General features: G+C 68.1%; 22 protein-coding genes and 1 pseudogene. 18 read left to right on the top strand and 5 right to left on the bottom strand.

The window, feature by feature from the left end:
• The first annotated feature begins 259 nt into the window (after positions 1-259).
• Positions 260-1,381 carry a selina-4(15),7(11)-diene synthase gene (locus SLUN_RS00505; RefSeq protein ID WP_257153615.1) on the top strand — a complete coding sequence of 374 codons (1,122 nt, stop codon included), beginning with the start codon at positions 260-262 and terminating at the stop codon, positions 1,379-1,381.
• Between the two features lie 218 nt (positions 1,382-1,599).
• Here the strand turns inward: SLUN_RS00505 and SLUN_RS00500 are convergent, their stop codons facing one another.
• Both SLUN_RS00500 and SLUN_RS00495 read right to left on the bottom strand, forming a co-directional pair.
• Positions 1,600-2,877 (bottom strand): cytochrome P450 family protein, encoded by a 1,278-nt coding sequence (locus SLUN_RS00500; RefSeq protein ID WP_108146661.1) that lies wholly within the window; start codon positions 2,875-2,877, stop codon positions 1,600-1,602.
• 93 nt (positions 2,878-2,970) lie between these two features.
• Positions 2,971-4,245, bottom strand: coding sequence for a cytochrome P450 family protein (locus SLUN_RS00495; RefSeq protein WP_108146660.1), 1,275 nt, complete (start codon positions 4,243-4,245; stop codon positions 2,971-2,973).
• A 369-nt stretch (positions 4,246-4,614) separates the two neighbouring features.
• On the opposite strand from SLUN_RS00495, the gene SLUN_RS00490 reads away from it, so the two are divergent.
• From SLUN_RS00490 to SLUN_RS39125, 4 genes are all read left to right on the top strand, one after another.
• Positions 4,615-5,547: a helix-turn-helix domain-containing protein gene (locus tag SLUN_RS00490; protein WP_257153614.1), complete on the top strand. Its 933-nt coding sequence runs from the start codon at positions 4,615-4,617 to the stop codon at positions 5,545-5,547.
• The gene (locus SLUN_RS00485; protein ID WP_108146659.1) at positions 5,544-6,404 is read left to right on the top strand and encodes an SAM-dependent methyltransferase; all 861 of its coding nucleotides are present in this window, start codon (positions 5,544-5,546) and stop codon (positions 6,402-6,404) included. The genes SLUN_RS00490 and SLUN_RS00485 overlap by 4 nt, the downstream gene beginning before the upstream one ends.
• 801 nt (positions 6,405-7,205) lie before the next feature.
• Positions 7,206-9,125: a helix-turn-helix domain-containing protein gene (locus SLUN_RS00480; protein ID WP_108146658.1), complete on the top strand. Its 1,920-nt coding sequence runs from the start codon at positions 7,206-7,208 to the stop codon at positions 9,123-9,125.
• 230 nt (positions 9,126-9,355) lie between these two features.
• Positions 9,356-10,192: a hypothetical protein gene (locus SLUN_RS39125; RefSeq protein WP_159100091.1), complete on the top strand. Its 837-nt coding sequence runs from the start codon at positions 9,356-9,358 to the stop codon at positions 10,190-10,192.
• Positions 10,193-10,574: 382 nt separating this feature from the next.
• On the opposite strand, the gene SLUN_RS00475 is transcribed toward SLUN_RS39125, so the two are convergent.
• On the bottom strand, positions 10,575-10,844 hold the full coding sequence (locus tag SLUN_RS00475; RefSeq protein ID WP_159100090.1) for a hypothetical protein: 270 nt from the start codon (positions 10,842-10,844) through the stop codon (positions 10,575-10,577).
• Positions 10,845-11,106: 262 nt separating this feature from the next.
• On the opposite strand from SLUN_RS00475, the gene SLUN_RS00470 reads away from it, so the two are divergent.
• The 10 genes and pseudogenes from SLUN_RS00470 (at position 11,107) to SLUN_RS00430 (ending at position 20,313) form a co-directional block, all read left to right on the top strand.
• Entirely contained in the window at positions 11,107-12,459 is a 1,353-nt protein-coding gene (locus SLUN_RS00470) for an MFS transporter (protein WP_257153613.1), read from the top strand.
• A 421-nt stretch (positions 12,460-12,880) separates the two neighbouring features.
• On the top strand, positions 12,881-13,207 hold the full coding sequence (locus SLUN_RS00465; protein WP_108146656.1) for an SH3 domain-containing protein: 327 nt from the start codon (positions 12,881-12,883) through the stop codon (positions 13,205-13,207).
• A gap of 274 nt (positions 13,208-13,481) precedes the next feature.
• Positions 13,482-14,570, top strand: coding sequence for a GNAT family N-acetyltransferase (locus tag SLUN_RS00460; RefSeq protein WP_108146655.1), 1,089 nt, complete (start codon positions 13,482-13,484; stop codon positions 14,568-14,570).
• A gap of 190 nt (positions 14,571-14,760) precedes the next feature.
• Positions 14,761-14,970 (top strand): annotated as a pseudogene (locus tag SLUN_RS42220) (isopentenyl transferase family protein); the annotation flags it as partial.
• Positions 14,971-14,993: 23 nt separating this feature from the next.
• Positions 14,994-15,518: an isopentenyl transferase family protein gene (locus tag SLUN_RS00450; RefSeq protein ID WP_108146654.1), complete on the top strand. Its 525-nt coding sequence runs from the start codon at positions 14,994-14,996 to the stop codon at positions 15,516-15,518.
• Positions 15,506-16,144 (top strand): LOG family protein, encoded by a 639-nt coding sequence (locus SLUN_RS00445; RefSeq protein ID WP_217505931.1) that lies wholly within the window; start codon positions 15,506-15,508, stop codon positions 16,142-16,144. Before SLUN_RS00450 ends, SLUN_RS00445 begins: the two co-directional genes overlap by 13 nt.
• A gap of 101 nt (positions 16,145-16,245) precedes the next feature.
• On the top strand, positions 16,246-16,794 hold the full coding sequence (locus tag SLUN_RS39120) for a cytochrome P450 family protein (RefSeq protein ID WP_159100088.1): 549 nt from the start codon (positions 16,246-16,248) through the stop codon (positions 16,792-16,794).
• 32 nt (positions 16,795-16,826) lie between these two features.
• Positions 16,827-17,333, top strand: a complete 507-nt coding sequence (locus SLUN_RS39115; protein ID WP_159100087.1) for a cytochrome P450 — start codon at positions 16,827-16,829, stop codon at positions 17,331-17,333.
• 666 nt (positions 17,334-17,999) lie between these two features.
• Positions 18,000-19,252 (top strand): IS3 family transposase gene (locus tag SLUN_RS00435; protein ID WP_254710415.1). Its coding sequence is split into 2 segments (ribosomal slippage): positions 18,000-18,282 and positions 18,282-19,252, totalling 1,254 coding nucleotides; the frame shifts between segments, so codons are not numbered across the junction.
• An 80-nt stretch (positions 19,253-19,332) separates the two neighbouring features.
• Positions 19,333-20,313 carry a pentapeptide repeat-containing protein gene (locus SLUN_RS00430; RefSeq protein ID WP_159100086.1) on the top strand — a complete coding sequence of 327 codons (981 nt, stop codon included), beginning with the start codon at positions 19,333-19,335 and terminating at the stop codon, positions 20,311-20,313.
• 53 nt (positions 20,314-20,366) lie between these two features.
• Here SLUN_RS00430 and SLUN_RS00425 read toward each other — a convergent pair whose 3' ends face one another.
• Positions 20,367-20,576 (bottom strand): DUF397 domain-containing protein, encoded by a 210-nt coding sequence (locus tag SLUN_RS00425; RefSeq protein WP_108146652.1) that lies wholly within the window; start codon positions 20,574-20,576, stop codon positions 20,367-20,369.
• A 211-nt stretch (positions 20,577-20,787) separates the two neighbouring features.
• Between SLUN_RS00425 and SLUN_RS00415 the strand changes: the two genes are divergently transcribed.
• Positions 20,788-21,990 (top strand): IS110 family RNA-guided transposase, encoded by a 1,203-nt coding sequence (locus tag SLUN_RS00415; RefSeq protein ID WP_108146651.1) that lies wholly within the window; start codon positions 20,788-20,790, stop codon positions 21,988-21,990.
• A 5-nt stretch (positions 21,991-21,995) separates the two neighbouring features.
• On the opposite strand, the gene SLUN_RS00410 is transcribed toward SLUN_RS00415, so the two are convergent.
• A complete protein-coding gene (locus SLUN_RS00410; protein ID WP_108146650.1) occupies positions 21,996-22,898 on the bottom strand; it encodes a helix-turn-helix domain-containing protein in 903 nt (300 codons plus the stop codon).
• A gap of 354 nt (positions 22,899-23,252) precedes the next feature.
• On the opposite strand from SLUN_RS00410, the gene SLUN_RS00405 reads away from it, so the two are divergent.
• On the top strand, positions 23,253-23,453 hold the full coding sequence (locus SLUN_RS00405; protein ID WP_108146649.1) for a hypothetical protein: 201 nt from the start codon (positions 23,253-23,255) through the stop codon (positions 23,451-23,453).
• 187 nt (positions 23,454-23,640) lie between these two features.
• Complete coding sequence (locus SLUN_RS00400; protein WP_108146648.1) at positions 23,641-24,615, top strand: D-alanine--D-alanine ligase family protein; 975 nt, start codon at positions 23,641-23,643, stop codon at positions 24,613-24,615.
• Positions 24,616-24,627 lie beyond the last annotated feature (12 nt).

Below are 24,627 nucleotides of genomic sequence, written 5' to 3'. Positions count from 1 at the left end.
CGTGTCGCAGCTGAGCTCGCTCCCGTCGGCGGGCGCGACCTGGGGACCTTTCCGAAGACTGGTTACCGATGCGGCCCGCCCCGGGGGATCCCGGCGTCGGTTGGTGACGCTGTTTCGCCTGGTGTTGGGCTTGCGTAGGCGGTGCCGTGTGGCGAGAAGGCCCTATTGGAACGGCTGATACCTATGCGTACTATGCGGTGTAGTTGATCAGTCGCGCGGCGCAGGTATGCCGGCGTCCGCCTTGCAGAGAGGTGGTCCCGTGAGACCGGAGCTGGCTGTTCCGCCGATCTACTCTCCGATACCTCCGGCCATACATCCCAGCCATCCGGCCATAAACGCCCAGACCACCGCGTGGGCGGAAGCGATCGGCATCGGGTCAGACGAACTGCGCGACCGGCTCGTTCAGCACGACATCGGCACGTTCGCTGCCCGGGTCCTGCCCGATGGGCGAGAAGCAGTCATCGGCATCCTCTCCGATTTTGTTCTGTGGCTGTTCGGTGTGGACGACGGATACTGCGAGGAAGGCGAACTGGGCCGCAGGCCGGGGGCGTTGATGGCAGCCCTCCAGCGGCTGCTGCGCATCGCGCAGAACCCTGAAGCCCCCATGCTGCTGGACGACCCGCTCGCCGGCGGGCTACGTGACCTGCAGCGCAGAATCTCCCAGCACGGCTCAGTCGGGCAGACGGCTCTCTGGGTCAATGCCCTGCGCGAGTACTTCTCCACCGTGGTCTGGGAAGCCGAGCACCGCAGCACGGGCACTGTTCCCGATCTCAACGACTACACGTTGATGCGTCTCTATGACGGCGCAACGACGGTCGTGCTGCCGCTGCTCGAGATGGGCCACGGCTACGTTCTGCAGGCCGACGAGCGGGACCAGAAGCCCGTGCGGGCCGCGGCCGAGATGGCCTCCTTCATCATCACCTGGGACAACGACCTGTTCTCCCATCACAAGGAGAGCCGGGGGCCGGGCTACTACCTCAACGTCGTACGGGTTCTGGAGCACGAGTACCAGCTCAGCCCCAGCCAGGCCCTCGATCTGGCCATCGCTCAGCGGGACCGGGTGATGCGCCTCTTCCTGCGCCTGCACGAGCGACTACTTCCGGCGGCAAGCCCCCAGCTGCGGCAGTACCTCCACAACCTCAGAACGTTCATACGCGGTGCCCAGGACTGGGGCATCAGCTCCGTGCGCTACACCACACCCGAAGACCCGGCCAGCCTGCCCACAGCCTTCCGCGAGACACCCACCGACACCAGCGACAAGCCGCTGGACATCCCCGCCATCGCCTGGTGGTGGGACCTCGACCTCCTGGCCGAGCCCCACCTTGCAGGCGCCACCCAGGCAGCAGGCTCACCGCCTTCCCCGCGGCAGCGCACTGCGTAGACGGGCTTGGGCCCGAGGAACGGCACGGCGAGGGTCAGGTTCCCCGTCGCGGACGCGCCGAACTGCCCGGCGAGGCAGTTGCCGTAGAGAGTCCCGACCGGGCCAAGCACGAGGCACAGGGGCACAGGCCCTGGCCGACGGTGGCGAGCACCGCCGGTGGTGGGCCACCGCCGGAGGTACGGAACGGCATTACCGCAGGGGTGACTGAGGCGGCACGGTCATGACGCCACGTCACCTGCGCATCCGGCGGTCGGACGTGTCAGCGGATGGCTGTCGGCGTTGAGGAAGACCGGCAGGCTCGTCACGCCCTGCAGTGCGATGGACTGGATCGGCGTGAGGTCGGCGCTCGCAAGGGTGAGATCGGGAAAGCGGGTGAACAGCGACGACAGAGCGATCTCGATTTCTGCCCGGGCAAGGATCGAACCGGGGCAGAAGTGGGGGCCATAGCCGAAGCTCAGGTGCTCGGCGTTCGCGCGGATGTCGAAGGTGTCGGCCGCGGGCCCTGCGACTGGGCATTTGCCCGTGTCGCGGCCTGCTGCGGCCAGGCCGACGACGACGGGTTCCCCCGCGGGCACGGTGACCCCTGAGATGTCGACGGCCCGGGTGGTGTACCGCATGAGGACGTATCTGACCGGGGAGGCGTACCCCAGCCCTGCTTCGACCGCCGCGGACACGGGAACCGTTCCCTCGCGGATCAGGGCCAACTGTCGGGGGTTCTTGAGCAGGTGGTGCACGGTGTTGGTGATGCCGTTGACCGAGGTCTCGTGGCCGGCGGTGATGACCTGGAACAGGTTGTCGACGAGCTCCTGCTCGCTCAGTCTGGAAGCGTCATCGTCTCGTGCTCGGATCAAAGCGGTGATGAGATCGGGCCCCGGCTGCGCGCGCTTGGCGTCGATCAGCTCTCGTAGAACACGGCCGGATTCCTCCACGGCAGCGCCCATCTCCTCGGATGTACTGATGGTCAGCAGCCGCTCGATGGGGGCGCGCAGTCGGGCCGAGGCATCGCCGCTGACGCCCATGTAGTCGCAGATGACCAGCATCGGCAGCGGGTAGGCGAACCGCTCGCGCAGGTCGACCGGCTGGGCGGGGTCGGTGTCGGCCAGCTCATCGAGGAGCTGATCGGCTATCTCCTGGATGCGGGGACGAAGCGCGGCTACGCGCTCGCGGCTGAAAGCGGGAGCCACCAGGTTGCGCAGGCGGGTGTGGGCGTCACCGTCGCAGTGGAGCATCGCCGTTCCCTGGATCAGGCCGAGCAGGGGCCAGTCCCGGGGTATTTCTCCGTCCTCCCAGGCGCGCCAGTAGCGCATTTCCTTGCTCAGGAGCGGGTGCCTGAGGACGGTGCGAGCCGTGTCGTAGTCCGTCGTGACCCAGGCCGGCACCCCGCCGGGCAACTCCACGTGGACCAGCGGGCCGAGCGCGCGCAGCCGCGCTGATTCGACCGCGACGTCGGCGATGTGGGGGTTGAGGGCTATGCGGGGCGGGTGCGTGGAGCCCATGGGGCACCTCCAGAATTATGGCGGCATGCAAGGCAGCGACAGAAGGCGCGCCTTGAGTCGGCGGTGGTTCCGCGATGGGGGCGCGGGCGTTGGCTACTTCCTGCGGCTGCCTTGCCACAGTGATCGCCAGCTGGCAGAGGCAGGGTCGGTTGGGGTGGTGGCGGGTGGCAGCGGTGGGGGAGCGCTGGTGAAGTCGGTGTCGGGCAGCCACCGGACGTCCCCGGTGATGCACGGCTGGCCGGGGAGGAACTGCACGGGCAGAGACTGCGGGTAGCGGACCGTCAGGGCCTGCTTCCACAGCAGCTCGCGGGCGGGCATGCTCAGGCGCAGGTCGCGCAGGCGGAAGGCGAGCCGGTCCACCGCGGTCATGACCACCAGCCACATCAGGTCCTGGGTTGCACCGGCGTCCCCGGCCCCTGCCCCCGGGGCGTCGGCAACTGCCAGATCAGGGGGGCTTGGAACCGGGTCTCCGCCGGCAGCAGCGAGAGAAACGATGACTAGATCGCCCTCGCGGATGAATACGCCGCCCAGCGAGGTGTCGCGTGCGGCGACGCGGCCGAACAGCTCCGGGGTCGCAGGACTGTGCCGCATGACGCTGCCGGTGATCTGCGGAACGTCAGTGCGCTGGCCGTCCGGCTGGCGGCCGCCGGGATCGGGCAGCAGCGGGAACAGGACGCTGCCCATCAGCGCGGTGCATCCCTCCACAACGGCCAGGAGCAGCAGCCGCGCCTGATGGGCGAGCTCCTGCCCGCTGAACTCGCGCCCGTAGTAGATCATCCAGGAGGCGAGATCGCGTCCGGGCGCCTGGGACTTCTCCTCCACGAGCTGGAGCAGAAGCTCGTCCAGGCGCGGAGAGGCCTGGTCGGAATGCGGCTTCCTCTCGAGCAGGTCGGGGACGCTCTGGCCCACGCCGGCGGCATACCGCTCGTCCATGCCGAGCAGCCCCATCATGACAAGCAGCGGAAGCCGCTGGGCGAACTGGCCCATGAGATCCGTCCTGCCTTGCGGGGCGCATTCGTCGATGAGCTCGTCCACGAGTTGCTGGATGAAGTCTGGGGTGCAGGGCGCGAGTTCGCCCAGCGCGCGGGCTTGGGGGGATGGCAGGGGGGCGGGTTCGCCGGAGGTGCTGTGGCCGGACTGGATGCCCGGGCGCCAGCGCAACAAGCGATCCGGGCGACGGCGTCGGGCAGGCACGTCGCCATGCCACCGGCGCGAGTCAGGGCTCCACGCCCCGTCGTCGTTGCCCAGCACCTCCAGCACCTCCTTGCTGCCGAGGACCAGCCATCCCCATCCCGCGTCCTCGCCGCACACCACCGGGACAATCGGCCCGAGCCGTCGCAGCGCCGCGTAGCAGGCATCGGGATCCACATCGAATCCCGGTCCGTACAAAGGGACGGCGTCCGCCGGGCACCGGGCTGGCGGGCGCGGCAGTTGAAGGCGTTCCCCTGGGCCGGGGCTGGCGGTGGCGTGAGGCGGTACGGGCACGAAGTCTCCGCTCAGTGAGGCAACTTCAGGGACGGGCCGCGCCGGGAAGAGGCGGCACCGGATAAGAGGTTCACGGCGCGGGCTGCCACATTGAGCGATGCGGCAGCACGGGCCAGAACCTTGTGATCTCACTGCGCCACTATCCCCGTCGATCGACTCAACTCGCAATATGAAGCCTGCAATTTGCAGCCTGTTGCTTGCAGGCGGTCTGTGGCAGACTGCGGGGCCGCAGGTCAACAAGGGAGGAGCGGTGTGGTAACGACCAAGGCGATGCCGACGGCGCTCCAGCTCCGGCTGGGGAGGCAGTTGACGGTCCTGCGCGAGGAGGTCGGCCTTACCTGGGAGCAGGCCGCTGCGCACCTGGGTGTCCATCCGGGAACGGTTCGGCGCCTGGAGCTCGGCCAGGCCGGCAAGCCGAAGGCCATGGCTGTCCGGACGCTCCTGGAGCTCTACCGGGTCCCCGGCGAGGAGGTCGCCGGCTTCATGGAACAGGTGAAGCAGGCGAACACCGCGGAGTGGTGGAACGAATTCCGGGACGTTCTGCCCGAAGGCTTCGGCAGCTTCGTCAGCCTGGAAGGGGCCGCCAGTCTCATCAGGGCGTACGAGCCCCACAGCATCCCGGCCCTGCTGCAGACCGAGGACTACGCCCGCGCCCTGTTCAGAACGGACCACCCCGCGGCATCCGACAAGGAGCTGGACCGGCGGGTTGAGCTGGTGCTGGAGCGGCAGCGGCAGGCCCTGACCGGCCGCGCCGCGCCCCCCACCTTGTGGGTGGTCATGGATGAGAGAGCGTTGCGCTGGTCCTACGGCGGAGCGGCCGTCATGGGACCGCAGATCGAGCGCCTCATCGCTGATGTGGAACGGCCCAACGTCCAGCTACAGATCCAGCGGCACGCCGCCGGCGCCTACTCGGCGAAGCAGGGACCTTTCACTCTCTTCCGGTTCGTCACCGCACCCGAACTGCCCGACTACGTCTACGTCGACAACCTGACCGGCGGCGAGTACCTGCAGCAGAGGACGAGCCCCTACCTGGAGAGCCTGGACCGGATGAGCGCCGCGGCCGTGCCCCTGAAGCACACCCAGGAATTCCTCCGAGACATCCACCAGCGGAAGTGGGCCCAGCCCGAGGTGTCGAAAATGCACGAGGTTTCGGAGAGTGGGAACACGAACGGAGAAGTGGCATGAACGGGGACTACCGCGGATTTTCCGCGGAACGCATCGATACCAGCACCAGCGTCGCTCACCCAGCGCGGGTGTACGCCTACCTCCTCGGATACTCGGACTGGTACGAAGCAGACGAGAAGGTAGGCGCCCCGATCATGAAGGATCACCCCGAGGCCCGGCGCTCGGCGTGGGCCGCCCGCCACTTCATGCAGCGCAGCACCTACTACCTGGCCCAGCTCGGCATCAGGCAGTTCCTCGACATCGGGTGCGGCTTCCCCATGTCTCCGAACCTCCACCAGATCGCCCGGCACGCCTCACCGGACGCCAGGATCGTTTGTGTCGACAACGACCCGGTTGTGATCCGGCGCTTCGAGGCCGAACTCAAGGGCTCGCCGCAGGACCGAACCGCTCTGGTGTATGCCGACTTCACCAACCCCGGGTCGATTCTGAAGGCACCGGAGCTCACCGCGACGCTGGACCTGGGCGAGCCGGTCGCACTCTGCCTCAACAGCATGCTGTGCTTCGTCGCCGACGACGACCAACCCTACGACAGAGTCGCCGAGCTGGTCGACGCGCTCTGCCCGGGCAGCTACGTCTCGCTGAGCCATCCAACCGGCGACTTCCGCGATATGGGAAAGGTGGTCACCAGCTACAACACCCCGTGCGGGACCGGGCCGCTCGTGCTCCGCAGCCACGCCGAAATCCTGCGCTTCTTCACCGGCCTCGAAGTCATCGACCCCGGCCTGACCGTGTGCCACCAGTGGCGACCCGACGTCGTTGTGCCCGACATCGGCGACGGCTCCGGGCCCAAGGTCGACTCGTCAGGGATCGGCGCACTCGTGGACTCGAAGTACGCGGGCATAGCCCGCAAACCCTGACCGCCCACGTCACCTCGGCCGGATGCTGTGCAACCAGCCCCGACCGCCTCGCAACCCGGCCAACCCGCACGAAAACGAAGTGTCCGCCCCATTTGGCGAAGGAACGGCCACCACAGACTCGCCAGAGTCAACGCACCACCAGAGATCCAACAACCGAAGCCACATCTCTGGGGTGCTCTAGCAGGCGTGTGCTACCACGCCGTGCTCAGGATAGACCGGCAGCTCCCTGCCGATCTGAGCGCCAGGGCTCCCCGCCTTACAGAGGGGAGCCCCTCATGTTTTCTGCGCACTTACCAGGCCCGGTCACCTCGCCAACCCAAACCGCCGCGGAGACAGCGTCGCCGGCCGGGGCGCAGGTTCGCTTGGTGCCCACAACGACCACACAAGACCAGCGAACTCGGAGATTCCCCGCCGAAAGGGGAAACGACGTTTCCCCTTTCTGGCGCCTCGCGGAGAAATAGCCATGATGGTGGTCCAGCGGCCACGTGGAGCTTCGAAGGCCCTGGTCGCGTGCGCTGTTCCAGAGGCGAGGCCTCGTCGTGGGGTGAGCTTGGGGTCGCCATCGTCGATCGCCGGGAACCAGGTCGCCCCTTCCCCGTTCATGGCGCGTCGCCGGGGTCCAGGGCTCCCCGTGCCACCCGATGACTACGTGCATCTGGCGCGGAAGCACGGGCTCACTAAGCCTCCGCCCAGCCCCCGGAAGCTCCTGCAGCTCTTCACCAAGCAGCACCACGCACCGCCGTCCCGCCCTCCTCGATCGGCACGGGGAGATCCATACACACGCCAAGCGAGGAGGGAGACATGCCGACTCTCGGATACCTGGTCGACAACCGCCCGGAGCTGCAACTGCGGTTTGTCGAGGCGAACACAGCTCAATGCGTCGAAAGCAAGGTCGCGACCATGGTGATGGTCAGCCACGAGGAACTACTCGGCGGCCGGAGCGACTTCGCCCATCCCCCCGGGACTCTGATCCTTCTCACGCTCACCCCTGACGGCATCACAGGGAGCACCGCGGCTGCCGTCGACTGCATGCTTGGCGCACTCGCGCGGTACAAGGCGGCTGGGCTGGTGGTGACGGCGCCTGAGCACGACGTGCGCGCCTTCCCCGCCGCGACCCGCACCCTCGCCAGCCGCTTGCGGGTCCCCTTGCTGACGACGACAGCAGCGCCCACTGAATGGCAGGACCTCAACTATGGAATTCAGCAGTGCCGCACCCAGTACGCCGAGCGCCAGGTGGACAATCTGGCCGGGCTCCTCCATCGGCTGCCGGCCCAACTCGCTGATGGCAGAGCGATGCAACGCATCACCGACTGGCTCGCCGCCGCGCTGGAAGCGCAGGTTCTCGTCAACGAACCGAAGCACGGTATGATCGCCAGGGCTCCTGCCACCTCTCCCGCACACCTGGCCCACGCTGTCATCACCCAGGCCGCTGATCCGGCACGGGTGCAGTCGGAGTTGGAGAGGGCCGGGGTCCACACTCGGCTTGTCTCCTTGGCGCCGACCCGCCGGGGAGAGGCCGTCCTCGTGGTGGCCGCGGAGAGGCCGTTCGACCAGGCCGACTCGCTCCTCATCCAGCACGCCGCGAAGCTGCTCGGGTTGGTCGACCAGGCTCGCCGCGGGTTCGCGATGGCGGCACAGTCCGCTCGCGAGGCCCGGGCTGCGACCTACCAACTGCTGATGAACGGTGAGCCGGCCAAAGCGCAGCGCGTTTTGGAAGGTCTCACCCCCGGTCTGCTGGGCACCGACTCGGCGCGCGTTTACGTGATCGACTGTGGGTCTGCGGAGCTACGCGAGACCACGGTGCGCAGTTGCGAGGAGGCCGTAAGCGATCGGGCGCTGGTCGTCCGCTGCCCTCTCCAGGAGCGGCACATTGTGATTGTGGAGCCCCTGGGCGACCCAGACCCCGGCGGGCTTGGGATCGCCGGCGATGTGCAGAGTCTCGTACTTTCCCTGGCCGGCCCACACCGGCTTGGAGGCAGCGGCCGACGCCCTGTCGCCCTTGCATTCAGCGCGTATGAGGAGGCCCTCACCGCGCTCGGTTTCACTGAACACACGCAGGATCCTGTCGTCCTGACGCTTGGCCAGACGAACCTTGTCGATCTCCTGGACCCCATTGCTGCTCGTGGCTGGGCCTTGCGCGTCCTGGCGCCCATCCGGACGCTCCCCGTCACCCAGGCGGAACAGATCGAGCGCACCCTGCCACTGGCACTCGGCCACCCGCATACCGCCGCTGCGCGCATCCTCGACGTTCACCGCAACACGGTGAAGCTGCGGCTGAACCGGGCCGCCGATCTCTTGGACATGGATCTTGGCCGGCTAGGCAACAAGGTCGTCATCGGGCTGGCCCTCGACATCACCTCTCTCCCCGCCACCTCCGCGTGCGTCCCGACGGGGGGTGCGCCCCTTGATGGCGAACTGGACAGCCTTCTGGCCGGTCCGCGCGTACGCGCTTGGGCCGAAGCTCTGCTGGATCCTCTGCAGGCCGACCGCCGCGACCTGACCCGCACGCTGCAGGCGTGGTTGAGCTACGAAACGCGGGTGGATGCGACTGCTCGAGTGCTGGACGTGTCCGAGGTGACGGTGCGAAGCCACCTCAAGAACGTCGAGCAGGCCACGGGCCGGGACCTCACCACCCTGGCCGGCCTGCGCGACATCGCCGTAGCCCTGAAGGTCTGTACCGGAATTCCCACGCTCGCCCTGTGGAGCCTCGCCGCGGCTTGACCGGCCGGCGCAACCCTAACTCGCGGTTCAGGAAGGTTACCGGGCCGCAGGCGACCGTCCTTCTCGCTAAAGCTGCCGTGCACTTTGGCGTAATAGGCACTCCGTTCCATGCACGGCAGACCGCCGCCGAGCCAGGGGAGTGCATGTATGAAAGGCAGCGAGCAGACGAGTGTGCACTCATGCAGTAGCACGGCCCTTGCAATGCGGCCTACCGTGATGCCCGTTCAGAAATGAAGCCCCCGGAATTTGAGGTCATCGACATGACATTCCGCCGCGCTGCCGTACTTGGATCGGTGTGTGATGCCCTTCCTGTCGTGGACGCACTGCGTGCAGCAGGTGTAGAGGTCGACACTTGGTTCCTGCCCGCGGGCTGCACTGGGCGCGAGGCAGCAGTTCTCGCCGAGATGGCAGCGACGGGCCCGGAATGGTCTTCCCGCTTCGCGGGAACCGGCCTTGTCGTCACCGTGTTCCCTGACTCGGAGATCCTGTCCCAGGCTGTCGTCCCCTATGTGCTGCCGTATCTGCCCATCGGCTCCGTGTGGCTGCACATGGGGTACAGCACCAGCGACGAGACGGACGGCCTCACCGTCGCGGCCGCCGACTACGAGATCAGTTTCGTCCAAGCCCAGCCGGTCCGGAAGAAGATGCACGTCGCGATTGCCCGACTGAATGGGCCTACCGACATTCACCCCACAGCGACCATGGGCGGAGTGCGGGCGCGGCCTCTGGAGCTGCTCACTCCGAGGCAATCCGGCCCGATTCTTCCTGCCCTGGAGCGTCGTGTGATTGAGAAGAATTCGCCAGCCTTATCCACTCACGCCGGATCCCTGATCACCCGTCGGGATCCTGGGTGGGATCGGGTAGGCGCCGTTCGTCAAATGCCGCGCACTGCGGAAACGGGTCGATTGGGCGCCTGCACCAACCGCGGCCGCGAGAGTCCGCCTCATCGTGGGTGTGCTGCCGCCGCAGCGCCGGAAACGGATACGCCGAATAGGAGCCAGGCTGTCATCTGCGGGTCAAGTGTCCGCGGGGGAGGGGCGGTTCACCACCCTGCTGCGCCGCCGTAGGGGCGGAGACGGAGGGCTGATTGGAGTCGGCCTTTCTGGCGCCCAGCACCCTCAAGGGTGCACGCCGGTGCCGGCCTGTCGAAGCGCCGGCACCACTGACTCGTGCGGAGTCACCACCAGCAGATCCATCAAACCCACTGGGGCCTTGCCGCCGACGTGTTGGAGCACATCAGCGGCGCTCAGGATAGACCACCAACCCCCACCGGGGACAGTACGGACGGCACCTCGCCCGCCTGGTGGACCCTGAGCAGCAAGGCCCCTCGGAACCTACCGAGGGAAGCACCATGGCACCTCACTTCGGCCGCCTCACCGCGGCCACGTCGCGACCTCAGGGCTCGCTGACGCCGACCTCAGATCCCTGCGACCGCGGCCCGGGTCGGCCTCACCACCACATGGTCGTCGGCGACTTGACGTCGCCCGGCGACCCGCCGTCGGCCCTGGCGTAGCCGCCAGCTCGGCCGACCGCTCGGGGGAGCCAGTAGCTCCCGTCGCGCGGGCGGTGCCGGCAGTAGCTGAACTCGCTCCCCAGCAGCAGCTCCTGCCGGCACCACACCCATCGCGCACCCCGCATCGGGGTCCGCCACGTCCCGCCTCCCGAGGCGAGGACGAAGGCGGCGAACTGGCAGGCCGACGCCACGGGCACCTTCGACATCGCCGACGACGGCAAGCCCGAGAAGAACTGGGACCTGACCGCCACCCGCGCCGTGTACTAGCGCGCCGCTCCCGCTCACCCGCACCTGCCCGCAGACCGGCCAAGACGCCGTTACCACCATCCCTGGGCGGCTTCCACTTGGCCCCTTGGGGGTGCCGCTGTCCCCCCGGCGGCGGCACCCCCATTCCCCCTCTGACGCCCGACGCCGAGCTGTGCCCGGCGCCGAGAGCGCCCCGCGCAGAACTCCGCTGCAGGAGTGTCCGTGTCCATCACCGCCCCCGCCCGCACCACCCTTCCAGCCGCCCCCACTGCACCTGAGACGCATCGGTGGCCCCCCGTCATCTGGGCTCTCCTGCTTGGCACTTTCGTCGTGCGCGCCGCCGGGTTCGCCCTCCCGTTCCTCTCCTACCGGCTGGCCGAGCTGGGCTTCTCCATCAGCACGATCGGCCGCATCCTGGCCGCGTTCGGCGGCGGGTGGCTGCTGGGCCAGCTGCTGTGCGGCTGGCTGGCCGACCGCGTCGGCCGCCGGACCACGCTGGTCGGTGCGATGACCGTCGCGACGATCACCATGCCGGCGCTCGCCGCGGCCCAGTCCCTATGTGCCGTGCTCGCAGCCGCGTTCGTCTCCGGGATGGTCTTCGACGCGCCGCGCCCGATCGTCTCGGCGGTGATCCTCGACACCATCCCCACCGAGTCCGGCCGCACCCAGATCAACGGCTGGCGTCACATGGCCGTCAACGTCGCGGCGGGACTCACCGGCGCCATCGGTGGCCTCTTGGCCGGCGACGCCGGAACGAGCCCGCTGTTCCTGATCAACGCAGCCGGCTGCGCGAGTTGCGGCATCCTCGCCCTCCTGGTCATGAAACCCGACCGGACCGCCCCGAGGCCGTTGGCCGAGCGCTCGAGCCTGCGCCGCCCCCTGACCGACGGACGGCTGTGGCTACTGTGGATGGCCAGCCTCGCGGCCCTGACCTGCGCGGCCGCAATGTTCAGCGCGCTGCCGCTGCTCATGGCCTCCGACGGCTTGAACGCAGCCGCCTACGGCCGCACCCAGGCCGTCGCAGCCATCGTCGTCCTCGCCCTCTCACCCGTCCTGACCCCACGGCTCAGCCGCCGCGCCGAGCGCCCCACCCCTATGGTCGGCGTTCTTGCGACCGGCTCGCTCCTGCTGGGCGCCGGGATGGGAGCGGCCGGTCTCGCCAACGACACCGCCGGCTACGCCCTCGCCTCGTCCCTGGCCGTCCCCGGCGAGATCGTCCTGTTCATCGCCGCGGGCTCCATCCTGAATCACATCTCCCCGCCCGACAGCCGAGGCCTGTACGCCGGGATCTGGGGCACGACGATGGCCGTCGCCGTCATCGTCTCGCCACTGCTCGCCGCCTGGTCCCTCCAAACCGGTGGCGACCTGCTGGCCGGCGCCACCATCCTCGGCTCAGGCCTGCTCGGCGCCGCACTGTGCGCACCGTTGAAAGCCCTGCTGCATCCGGGCAGCCCGCCAACCGCCACGCACCCCGCGGCCGCGGAATCTCTTCGACTGCAGAGGGTGCCCAAGCCTTCGGCCTCCGGCCGGCTGCTGCATCCCGACGCCGCTCTCCACGGGGGAGGCGCCTCGTGACCCACTCCGTTGCGGACGCGTTCGAACGTCGCCCTCGCGCGCAGCCCGGACCGCCAGCCCGTGCGGCAACTCGCCATCGGCGCATCCCTGCTGGGCATTGTCGGCGAGGCCCCCTCGGTGCCGGGGGCGGCCCTCGCTGGAGTCGGACACCGGGACGTGGGCGGGCGGATCGACGTCCGGCGGCTGTCCTCTCCGATTGCCGCATGCCCCTGGCCCGCGGGCCGTGATGCCGAGCGGCCCCCCTCGCTGCGGCCATCGCGTGCACGTCACCCCGCGCGAGCCCATGCGGAAGCCATGAAGCCCGCCCACCGGCATCGCGTTGCTGGGCGCAGGAAGCAAGAACCGAGCTCCCACCATCACACCGGTCACTCCCCGGTGTCCACTCACCGCCTCCATGAGGCGGAACACGAAAGCGAGAATCATGCGCGTCAAGTCTCGAGCAGTGGCCATCACGACGTCAGTACTCGTCGCCTTTGGCGGAGCGGTCCTCACCGCGGCCCCTGCATCCGCCGTTGGCTCGTCCTCGTGCAACTTCACCTGGGCATGGCCCCAGGACAACCGGACCACGGCCACGGTCAACCTCCGCAACGGCCCCGGGACCGGCTACTACTCCAAGGGCATCGTGGCGAAGGGGTCCCTGTTCACGGAGTACTGCAACAAGGACTGGAAGTGGTCCTACGGCAAGGTGATGAGCGGGCCCAACACCGGCAAATGGGGATGGATCTCCAAGGCCTACATCGGCGCCTGACAGGCCATCCCCGGGGGAAGGGCCAGCTCTCTCCGGAGAGCTGGCCCACCCCCGGAGGCCGTAGCTCGTCAGCGCCCGGAGAACCCGACGACTTTCATCTCCATTTCCGCCGTCAAACCAGCTCTGCCTCACCAAGGTCCTGCCGGGCGGCCGGAACCTCGTGCACACCTCAAGCCGCCCTTGCGTGTCCCCGCAGTCAGACGGATGCGGGGTGGGTGCATGTGCCGCCGCGCCTGCTGTTCACCATCGTTGCTCGCACGGGAGTTGATCGCCGATGACCAAGTCCGTAGCCGACGCCCTCATGCGCGGGCCGGGAGGACTGACGCCCCTGCCCTCCGCGTCTTCGGTGACCGTGGACGTATTGGAAGGCCCCGGGGCGAAGGACTTCCTTATCTCCCAGTGGGCGGCCCTGTACGACCAGACTCCAATGGCGACGCCGTATCAGTCGCCGGTGTGGCTTGCCGCGCACGCGGATCTTCTCCCGCCCACAGCCGTGCTGCAGATCCTGGTTGCATCCTCCGGCGCAGGCCCGCGCGCGGCCCTCGCTCTGGTCCAGGACCGCGGTCTCGTAGGCCGGATGGAGGTGCAGCCGCTGTCTGCTCCGGACGCCGAGTACATCCGGCTCGTCGGACCCGACGCTGAGCAGCCCGCCGTCGCCGCAGTCATCGCCGAGTCGCTGACCGGGCTGAATGCCGACGTCATGCTCCCGGACGTCCCGGCCGACAGTGCTCTGGGCCGCTACATCGCGCAGTGGCAGCACACTCTCACCCGATGCGCGAGGATCCAGCTCCCGGTCGACTACACCGCAATGTCCCGCTCCACCCGGCGCGAACACAAACGCCGCACCCGGGACTGGAATGACCTGGCCGCCGACGGCCACACGGTCACCTACCGCCGCACCAGCTGCGCCACCGAACTCCTCGACGCCTACGCCGACCTGGCCCAGCTGCATCAGCTCCGCTGGCGGGGGACCGGGCCCGGGGATCGCCTCACCTCCGCTGACGAACGGTTCCGTAGCGTCCTCGAGCGCTGCGCCGCTATGGCGTTCATCGCCACCCTTGCCATTGGGGAGGACGTCGTCGCCGCTCAACTGTGCCTTCACCGTGGCCGCCACGCGTACTCCCTGCTGCCGGCTATGAACCCAGCCCTTCAGGACCTGGCCCCCGGGCACGCCCTGCTCCGCCGACTCACCGCAGACCTCGCCGCCGCTGGCTACACCGCGCTCGACCTCGGCCGCACATCATCCGCACCGGGCCAGCTCGCCTACAAATCCCAGTACGCGCCGACCTGGACTGCCACCCTCACCGCCGCCCAACCCAGCACCGCAGGCAGCGCGCTGACCGCGCAGAAGGGGATCGCCTGATGCTCACCACCCCAGGACCACCACTCCCACGCGATCCGGCCCGCCTCCAGGACCGCGACCTGCCGGCATTCGGAACTGGGCAGCCGCCCCTCGCCGAGGCAACGCAGCCGCCGTATCTCCGCAAGTTCATGGCGGAGCCCGCCCGGGCACGCAGCGCGCGAGCGACGGCGACGGGGGAGAGGACGCTGTCATGAGTTTTGCCACGCTCGACCTCGTCCTCGGCGCCACCTGCCTGGGGAAAACGCGTCTTGCCGTTGGGCTCGCGGCCTCCGCGGAAGGCCCGTGCCCAGTGGTCGCCCTCGACCGTATCCAGGGCCACCCTGAGCTCGGCATCGGCTCCGGTCGGCCCTTCAAGCAAGAGTTGGGCAGCACGACGCGGCTCTACCTCGGCGACGGCCCGCTGGCGGTCGGCCCGACGCCGCCATCCCTGCCATCGACCAACTCGTTCAACTGCAGCGGCGGCTCCTCGAGGGCGGCACCCGCGCACTGGTCGTGGAGGGCGGGTCGATCTCTCTCCTGGACGTGCTCCTGGCCCGCCCCGAGTGGTCCAACGGATGGCGCGTCCACGTCACCGTGTGCGTCGAGCGCAGCGCCAGCCGATACGACGCGGATGTCGCCGCGCGGGTGGAGCGGATGCTCGGATACGGCACCCGCCCGGGCGAGGCGCGCACGCTGCAGCACGAGCTTGTGGCCCTGTGGGACCACCCCCAGGCCCGAAAGCACACGGCTGAAGTCCTCGGCTATCAGCAGGCCATCGATCTGTGCGAGATCCATGGACTCCCTCCGCAGCAGCTCACCGGCCCGGCCGGACCGCTGTGGCGCGGGGAACTGGCACAGCTCATCCACGGCGCGCATCTCGCCTACGCCCGTCAGCAACGCCGCGCCCTCGCTGCGGCCCTGCCAGCCCTGAACGACATCGCGGAAAGAGTTGAGCTGTGCGAGACCTGACCATCCCCGACCCGCAACGAACCCTGCGCGTTGCGGTGTTCTGCGGCGCCGCCCGCCCAGCCGACCCCGTACATCTGCAAGAGGCCGCCACGATCGGCCGACTCCTGGCCGAGCACAGCATCCACATCGTGATGGGCGGCAGCAGGCTCGGTCTGATGGGCGCGCTCGCCGACGCCGCGCTCGCCGCCGGAGGCCAGGTCACGGGCATCATTCCCCGCCCCCTCAACACCCCGCGCATCACCCATCCCGGGCTCACCTCGCTCGAAACCGTGCCGGACATGACGTCGCGGAAGCAGCGATTCGTCGACCTGGCCGACGCCTATCTGGCACTGCCCGGCGGATTCGGCACACTCGACGAGCTCGCGCACGTCTGGGCAGGCGCCGCACACGGCGCCCGCGCCAGGCCCGTCGGCCTTCTCAACACCAGCGGGTACTACACGCCGCTGCTCACCTTCCTCAACCATGCCGCAGCAGGCGGCTTCCTCACCCGCCACCCCGATCTGCGGCTCGACGAACTCGCCGTCGTGGACGACGACCCCGCCCGCCTCCTGCAGAGCATCGCCGCGCGCATCGACCGGCCGACGGCGACACGACATGCGATGGCCACCCTTCATGGGCCGTCGTGAACGCCCCGCCGATCCGGCCGCCCGGAGCATGCCCACACCGCGAGATCCATCCCGGGCCCGGACTGCACCAGCAACTGGCCCACCTGCGCGAGCACGCCCCGGTGGCCCAAGTGCTGCTGCACGGCCGCGTGCCGGCCTGGCTCGTAACCCGAGCAGCCGACGTCGAACGAGCCCTCCTGGACCCCAGGCTCAGCAGCAGCGACCACTGGCTGAGCGCAGCCCCCGACCGGCGCGAGGCAGGCCGGTCCAGCATCAAAATTTCGCTCATGGGGCTCGATGGCGCAGACCACCAACGGCTGCGACCTGTCCTCGCCCGTCCGTTCGGGCCACACCGCATCGAAGCACTGTCGCCACCCATCCAGGTCCTCGCCGACAACCTCGTCGGCCACATCGCCGCCCGCCTCGAACGCGGCGAGATCGTCGACCTGGTCCAGAGCTTGGCACTGCCGCTGCCGCTGCCCCTGCACGCCATGTGCGACATCCTCGGCATCCCGCCGGACGACCGCAAACAGGTGCATCAGCTGACGCACCACCTACTGGCCCCCGGTACCGCCCCCAACGCACGAGAAGACACCCGGCAACAGCTACGATCCCGCATCAGTATTCAAATCGGCCGCCTCGCCGCCCCCGACCTCTTGCCGGAAACCTGACTCTGGAGGAGAAGGTCGACGCCGGGCTGCTGTTGCTGGTCGCGGGCTACGAGACCGTCGCCGCCCTCATCGCGAGCACGCTTCTGGTCCTACTGGACACCCCCGCGGCCTACAGGGCAGTGACACAGGACCCGTCCCTCGTGCCTGCCGCCATAGACGAGATCGCCCGCATGGAAGGGCCGGTCGCCTTCGGCGTCACCCGCTACACCACCACCGACATCACCATCGCCGGCACAGGCATCCCTGCGGGGCAGCGCGTGCTGCTCAGCCTCGGCGCTGCCGACCGGGACCCGGACCGCTGGTCGCACCCTGACGAGTTCGACCTCGCACGGCCGGCTGGACACACTCTCGCCTTCTGTCACGGTCCCCACTACTGCCTGGGCGCTCACGTCGCCCGGCTGGAAGCCCGGACGGCTCTCGCTGCCTGCGCACGGCGCCTCCCGCTACTAGAGCTTGCTGAGAGAGCCGACGGCATCCCACGACAGGGCGGGATCTTTCAGGGCCCGGCCCGGCTGCTGGTACGGAACAACATGCGATGAACCGGCCTCCTGACGATCCGGCCCAGCTCCGGAACCGTTGGCACTGCGCGGCCCGTGTCGGCGTACACATGAATGAACGTGCCCAGCCACGTACGAATGAACGTGCCCAGTTCTTGACGTGCTGAAGGTTGCTGCTGGGCAGCCTGCTGCTGGCCTATTCGGGGTGGCGGAGGACTGGTCAACCGCCGCAGCAGCTCTCGGCTGCGGCACGACGTGAACCCGCAGCATCACTCCATCGGGACCGGGAAGCTGGCAGCCCTCGCAGAGGTGTGTCCACAGATTGACGTTCAGCTGCGGGCCGAGCAGTCGAAGCGGTCAAATGGTGCATGTCATTTCGTCGGCGCCAGCAGTTGCACCGTGTGGCCAGCCGCAGGCCCCGCGTCGGGGCGGTCCCGACACCTCCAGCCCGCCGCAACCCCAGTTCCCCGGCGCCTTCCCTACAGACATCGCCCCCGGCGGCCCCTGGCCCCGCAGTTAGCGACCCTGGCGACACCACGGCCGGAAGGGACCGTTGGGCAAGACGAATTGAGCTATTCGCCATCCTCGCGGGTGTTGTGGCTCTGGTGTGGTCCAACATGCAGGTACAGGGCCAGTTGCAGGTCAGCCAAGGCGAACTGAACCGCCCCGGTTCGAATGGAGACTCGATTCCGTGTAAGGATCAGAGTCATGGCACGTCCCTCCTCCTATCCCCCTGAGCTGCGCAAGCGCGCGGTGCGCATGGTCGCCGAGGTCCGCGGTGACTATCCGACAGAGTCAGCCGCGATCAACGCGGTGATGGCCAAGCTGGGCATCGGCTCACGCGAGACACTGCGCAAGTGGGTCCGCCAGGACCAGATCGACTCCGGGACCCTGCCGGGGGCGACGAGCGAGGAGTCCGCGCAGATCAAGGCGATGAAGAAGGAGATCGCCGAACTCAAGCGCGCGAATGAGATCTTGAAGGCCGCGGCGAGTTTCTTCGCGGCCGAGCTCGACCGGCCACTGCCTCGCTCGTAACGTTCATCGACGAGCACCGGGACCGCTTCGGCGGCGTCGAGCCGATCTGCCGCACGTTGACCCAGCACGGCTGCAAGATCGCCCCCTCCACCTACTACGCCTGCAAGAAACGACAAGCGACTCCCTCGCCGCGAGCCGTGCGGGACGAGGAACTCAAGGAGCTGATCCAGGAGGTCTACACGTCCAACTACCGCGTCTATGGCGCGAGAAAGGTCTGGCGCGAGCTGAACCGGCAGGGCCATGCTGTGGCCCGCTGCACGATCGAGCGCCTCATGCGTGAGATCGGCATCGCCGGCGCGGTCCGCGGCAAGAAGGTCATCACCACCCTCCCGGACCCGACCGCCGCCAGGGCCCCGGACCGCGTCGACCGCGACTTCGTCGCCCCGGCCCCGAACCGGACCTGGGTCGCCGACTTCACCCACGTGGCCGCCTGGGCCGGCGTCGTCTATGTCGCCTTCGTCGTGGACACCTTCTCCCGTCGCATCGTCGGCTGGTCCGCCTCGCTGTCGAAAGAGACCCAACTCGTCCTGGACGCCCTGGACATGGGTCTGTGGCAGCGCGATCGCGAGGGCCGCCCACCGGCGCCTGGCCAGCTGATTCATCACTCCGACGCGGGTTCTCAATACACGTCATTCCGGCTGGCCGAACACCTGGACGCGGCCCAGATCGCGGCCTCCATCGGCTCGGTCGGCGACGCGTACGACAACGCGCTCATGGAGTCGACGATCGGCCTGTTCAAGACAGAAGTCATCAAGCCCCAGCGGCCGTGGAAGACGCTCTCACACGTCGAGCTCGCCACCGCCGAGTGGGTCGACTGGTACAACCACCGCCGACTCCACGGTGAGATAGGGCACATCCCGCCCGTCGAATACGAAGCCAACTACTACCGAGCAACCACGAAACCCCAGCTCACAGCCACCAACTGAGATCTCCACCGAACCCGGGGCGGTTCAAACTGAGTGTCGGCAGGGAAGGACTCATCACCGACCGGTATACGGCGGCCGTGGTGAACCTTGGCGATGACGCTATGGACGTGCGTTTGGGTGGCATCTATGCCCTGCAGCGGATCATGGAGGACTCGCCTCGTGATCAGCCCACCGTCGCTAACGTCCTGACCGCCTACGTCCGCACCCACGCCATGAAGGCGCCTGCCAAGAAGGCCACTCGTCCCTCGGTGCCCCCAGCACAGTCAGCGAGTCCTCTGCCCGCCGACGTGTTCGCAGCCCTCACGGTGCTCAGCTTTCGCGATCCCAGCTTGGACGGTGCGTTCACTCCCGATCTTCGAGGCACGCAGCTCTCCCGTGCTGAACTGGCGCCCGTTGTATCCGGCTCCGATGCAGCGCCGCGGTATGCGCAACTCACAGGCGCAAACCTGACCGGAGCCGACCTGGCCGATGCGAACCTGACCGCCGCCAAACTGGGCGGCGCATCGCTATACGGCGCCGACCTCACTGGTGCCATCCTGACTCGAGCGAACCTCAGCGACGCGAACCTGGATGGCGCGAACCTGAGAAGCGCGGATCTGGAGAAGGCGAAACTCGTCGAGACGACCCTAGTCGGCGCACAGATGACCAATGCAAATCTGACTGGCGCCGATCTACGAGACGCGAACTTGACTTACGCACATATGCCGGGGTCGTTGGCACGCAACGTGAACCTGGCTGGGGCGGCACTGGGTGAGGCGGACCTACGCTCTTCGGTGATGGTCAATTGCACCCTGACTCACGCCAGTCTGTGGGCTACCGACTTGCGTGGTGCGAACCTTACGTACGTGACCATGACGGGCGCAGACTTGCAGGAGGCTGACCTGCGAGGAGCAAAGGTGACGGTGCAGCAGATCATCTCTGCCAATCCCACCGCCAAAACGAAACTGTCGCCTGGCCTTGCCAAGAGTCCTGCCGTCATAGCGCGCATAGCCGAGGTCGAGAAGCAGCGAGCTCAAAGGAGGCTGGCTGATGCTGAGTCGAAAGCCTTGAGCGAAAGGTGAACAGCGAGTGTCCCTCCTCACAGTGACCGAGGAGGGAACCCGCTCGTGCGCAGTCAGACGTCGAGCCGTCCGCTGTTCACCTCGTCCACGAAGGCGATCCAGGACGGTGCTGGGAACAGAAGTGCTGGCCCGCACGGGTCCTTGGAGTCGCTGACGGCCATGCTCCCGTTGGGGCAGTGGGCGCCTCGGACGCATTCGCCGCCCTGGTCGTTGCTGTAGCTCGATGTGAACCACTCGACTGGCAGGTCACGGGCGTTGGTCATGTGAGCTCCGTAAGTTGTTAGGCGGCCCGGGAGGGCCGGATGTGGCTTATGTGGGCTTGCTTCAGTGGCTCCCAAGGAGTGGCCGTCCGGCTCTCCGGGGCGCCCTGGCTGCTGATTGAGATGTGCGCGCCGTGTGCGGTCGCTGATTACGGAGATGACAGCGGGGTGTTCCTCGGGCCGACGGCATGCTGTTGGAACTGAGGAGGAGCGAGTGAGCGAGCGACAGGCCCAGGTCTGGGCCGGCATCGACGCCGGCAAGGGCCATCACTGGGCCGCGGTGGTCGACGAGACCGGCGCGACCCTGTGGTCGAAGAAGATCGACAACGACGAGTCGGCGATCCTTTCCGCGCTCGGCGAGATCCTGGAGCCGGCGGACAACGTGCACTGGGCGGTGGACATCTCCGGCACGTCCTCCGCGCTGCTGCTGGCCCTGCTCGCGGCCCACGGCCAGCAGGCCGTCTACGTGCCGGGCCGGACCGTCAACCGGATGTCCGGCGCCTACCGGGGGGAGGCCAAGACCGATGCCCGCGACGCCTACGTCATCGCGGAAACCGCTCGCCACCGCAACGACTTCGCCGCGATCGGCGTGCCGGCACAGCTGGCGGCCGACCTCGCGCTGCTGACCGCCCACCGCTCTGACTTGGTGGCCGACCGGGTGCGGATGATCAACCGTCTGCGCGATGTGCTGACCGGCGTCTTCCCCGCGCTGGAGCGGGCCTTCGACTACTCGGCCCACAAGGGCGCACTCGTCCTGCTGACCGGTTACCAGACCCCGGCCGCGATACGCCGCCGCGGCCGGGCCCGGCTCACTACCTGGCTTGCCAACCGCAGCGTCCGCACTGCGGATACGGTCGCGGCGACCGCCCTGGAGGCGGCTCAGGCCCAGCAGACCGCGCTGCCCGGCGAGGACGTCGCCGCCCAGATCGTCGCCGACCTGGCGGCACAGATCCTCGCCCTCGACGACCGGCTCAAGCGCATCGACAAGCAGATCCGCGAAACGTTCCGCAGCCACCCGCAGGCCGAGATCATCGAGTCGCTGCCCGGTATGGGCCCGATACTCGGCGCCGAGTTCGTCGTCGCCGCAGGCGACCTCACGGCCTACGCGGATGCCGGCCACCTGGCCTCGGCGGCCGGGCTGGTACCGGTCCCGCGCGACTCCGGACGCCGGACCGGCAATCTGCACCGGCCCAAGCGATACAGCCGACGCCTGCGCAGGGTGTTCTACATGTCCGCGCAGACCAGCATCATCCGTGAGGGACCGAACCGGGACTTCTACCTCAAGAAACGCGGCGAGGGCTGCAAACACGTCCAGGCCGTCATCGCGCTGGCCCGTCGGCGGGCGAGCGTGTTGTGGGCGCTGCTGCGTGACGAAAGGGTGTTCACCTCCGCCCTGCCGGTCACGCAGGCGGCTTGACTTCGTCATTGAGACTCCTTGACTGCGTTCTTGATCATGCTCAGGGATTCCTGGTATCCCGGGGCAAGTGCCTTGAGGTCGCTGATGGCGGCCTCGTACAGCCGGACGTCCTGTTCCCGCCGCGAGACGCTGGCGCCGATGAGGTTCTCCAGGTAGACGATCGGCTTGAGGGGGTCCCGGAACTTCAGGCAGGTGAACTGGCCGTTCATGCCGGGGTGGGTTCCCAGTTCGAACGGCACGACCTGCACCTTGACGTGAGGGTTGCTGGTCGCGAGGTCGGCGATGTGCGCCAGCTGGTCGCGCATGACGGCCGCCGTTCCGACCCGGCGGCGAAGCACGGCCTCGTTGATGATCGCGGTGAACTCCAGCGGGCTCTGCTCGCGGTGCAGAACCTCCTGCCGCGTCATCCGGACGGCGACCCGGCGGTCGATCTGCTCTGCGGGGAGGCCGGCGTGGGCGCGCTCCAGGATGGTGGTGACGTATGCCTGGGTCTGCAGCAGGCCGGGCACGTACTCGCTCTGGTACGTCTCCAGGCGCGAGGCCACGGCCTCCAGACCCAGGTAGGCCTTGAAGCCGGGCGGGATGACGTCCCGGACGTCCTGCGTCTGCCACCAGTCCCGCTTGGTCTTCGTCACGGTCGCGTAGCCGACTAGCTGCTCGGTCTTCTCCGGCGATGCGCCGTAGATCGAGCACAGGGCCATCACGTTGGTGGGTTCAACGATCCCGTTGTCCGCGGTCTCCAGCCTGGTGAGCTTCGACGGCGCCCAGGTGAACGCACGCGCCACCTCGGCCGCGGTCTTGCCCGAGGCGAGCCTGAGCTGGCGCAGTTCCACGCCGAGGTGCAGTCGGCACAGCGCCGGTGTCGCCGACTCGATCGCAGGCTCGGTCGATTCTGCTGCTTCGGTCATTCGTGCCCTCCCCGTGCATGCCTGCCACACAGTGTGACGGCGAACATTCGAGCCGTGCAACGAATCTTTCACGGTCTCGCGGAACATTCGAGGTGTTGCTCCAACTCGCCTTGCCAGGACGGAAGTTCGGCACGCAATTCGTCTCACAGAATTCTGCCAGATGCATTCCATGGTGGAGATTCTGCTGCCATGCTGGAGCTCGCCGAGCACACGGCGTTCCCATCAGGGAACTAACCGTGATCTTGACGCTGCGTCAGTGAGGCTCCGCCCCATCCCACCGCGTCCGAGAGGCAGTTCACCCTCCATGAGCACACCCGCTGCGCCCCCGGTATTCCTCCCGCAAGCGCTCGCGACATGAGCGGCCACTTACACGCGCCCAGGCGCCTGCCACGGCTGCGGTTCGCTGCGCGACACCCCGTCCGAACCCTGCGGCGCAATCAGCGAAAGGCGATCCGCGGCACCGGCTTCGGACTCGGACAACTCGTCGGCATCGGCGTGTTCGCCATCTGCGTCGTCGGCTGGCTCGCCTACCAGTACCTGTCGCAGCGCCCCTGACCGCCGCGCGCACCGTTCTCCGCTCGGAGATCCGGAGGCACGATGCCCGGATCTTCGAGCGGTCTCAACTGGGCGCCCGGTACGAGGCACGCAGCCCGCCAGCCTGGACAGCGAACGCGGGCCACTGCACACGTACCGGGACGCCGTCGACCGGAGCACCACACTCCAATCACGAAGGAGCCTACGCATGCCCGCAACACCCGACCAGCTCTCCCAGTTCGACGGCCGCATCGGCGTGCTGTTCGGCGGCGACTCACCCGAGCGCCCCGGCTCGATCGCCTCCGCGGAAGCCGCCTGCAAAGCCCTGACTGTTCGGGGCCTGACCGCGGAACTCATCGACCTGCGTGGACTGGACCTGACCGCGCTCAAGGGACGGGCCGACGTGGTCCTGCTCGCCTCCCACGGCCTGGGCGGCGAGGACGGAAAGATCCAGGGAGCGCTCGACACGCTCGGCATCCCCTACACCGGCTCCGGCGTCAAGGCCTCGGCCCTCGGCATGCACAAGCCCGCCTTCAAGGAACTGCTGGGTGCGAGGGTGATCGACACCCCGCGGTGGGTGGACGTCCACCCGGCTCATTCCACCGCTACCACCGTGTCGATCGCGGCCATGACGCTCGCCTTCCCCGTGTTCGTCAAACCCGCTTCCGGCGGTGGAAGCCTCGAGGCCGGGATCGCCCGCGACCATGCTGAGCTGACGTCACTGCTGGAGCAGCACCGCGAGCAGCCCTACACCGAGTACATGGTCGAGGAGTACATCGTCGGCACTCCGGCCACGATCGGCGTGCTGGACATCGCCGGTGAGGCGACCGTTCTGCCGGTGCACACCGTGGAAACCGACCGAGAGTTCTACGACTACGAGGCCAAGCACGACCTGCACTTACGACGTGAGACCTGCCCGGCCGATCTTCCCGATCTGACCGCGAAGCGGCTGCAGCAGAAAGCACTGCAAGTGCACCGGCTGATCGGGGCCCACGGTGTCTCGCGCGTCGACTTCCTCATCTCGCCCGACGGCCGTACCCCGGTCCTGGAGATCAACACGGTGCCGGGACTGTCCGAACTGGGCAACCTCGCCACCATGGGACGCGCAGCAGGCATCCCGTACGACGAGTTGATCGGGCATGTTCTGGCCACGGCGTTCACCAAGGAGGCGTACGTGCCGTAGCAGACTGTGGAG

It is taken from the genome of Streptomyces lunaelactis (genome assembly GCF_003054555.1).
Classification (GTDB): domain Bacteria; phylum Actinomycetota; class Actinomycetes; order Streptomycetales; family Streptomycetaceae; genus Streptomyces; species Streptomyces lunaelactis.
Note: the sequence above shows the minus strand (reverse complement) of the source record. Positions and strands in the feature narration are given on the sequence as shown.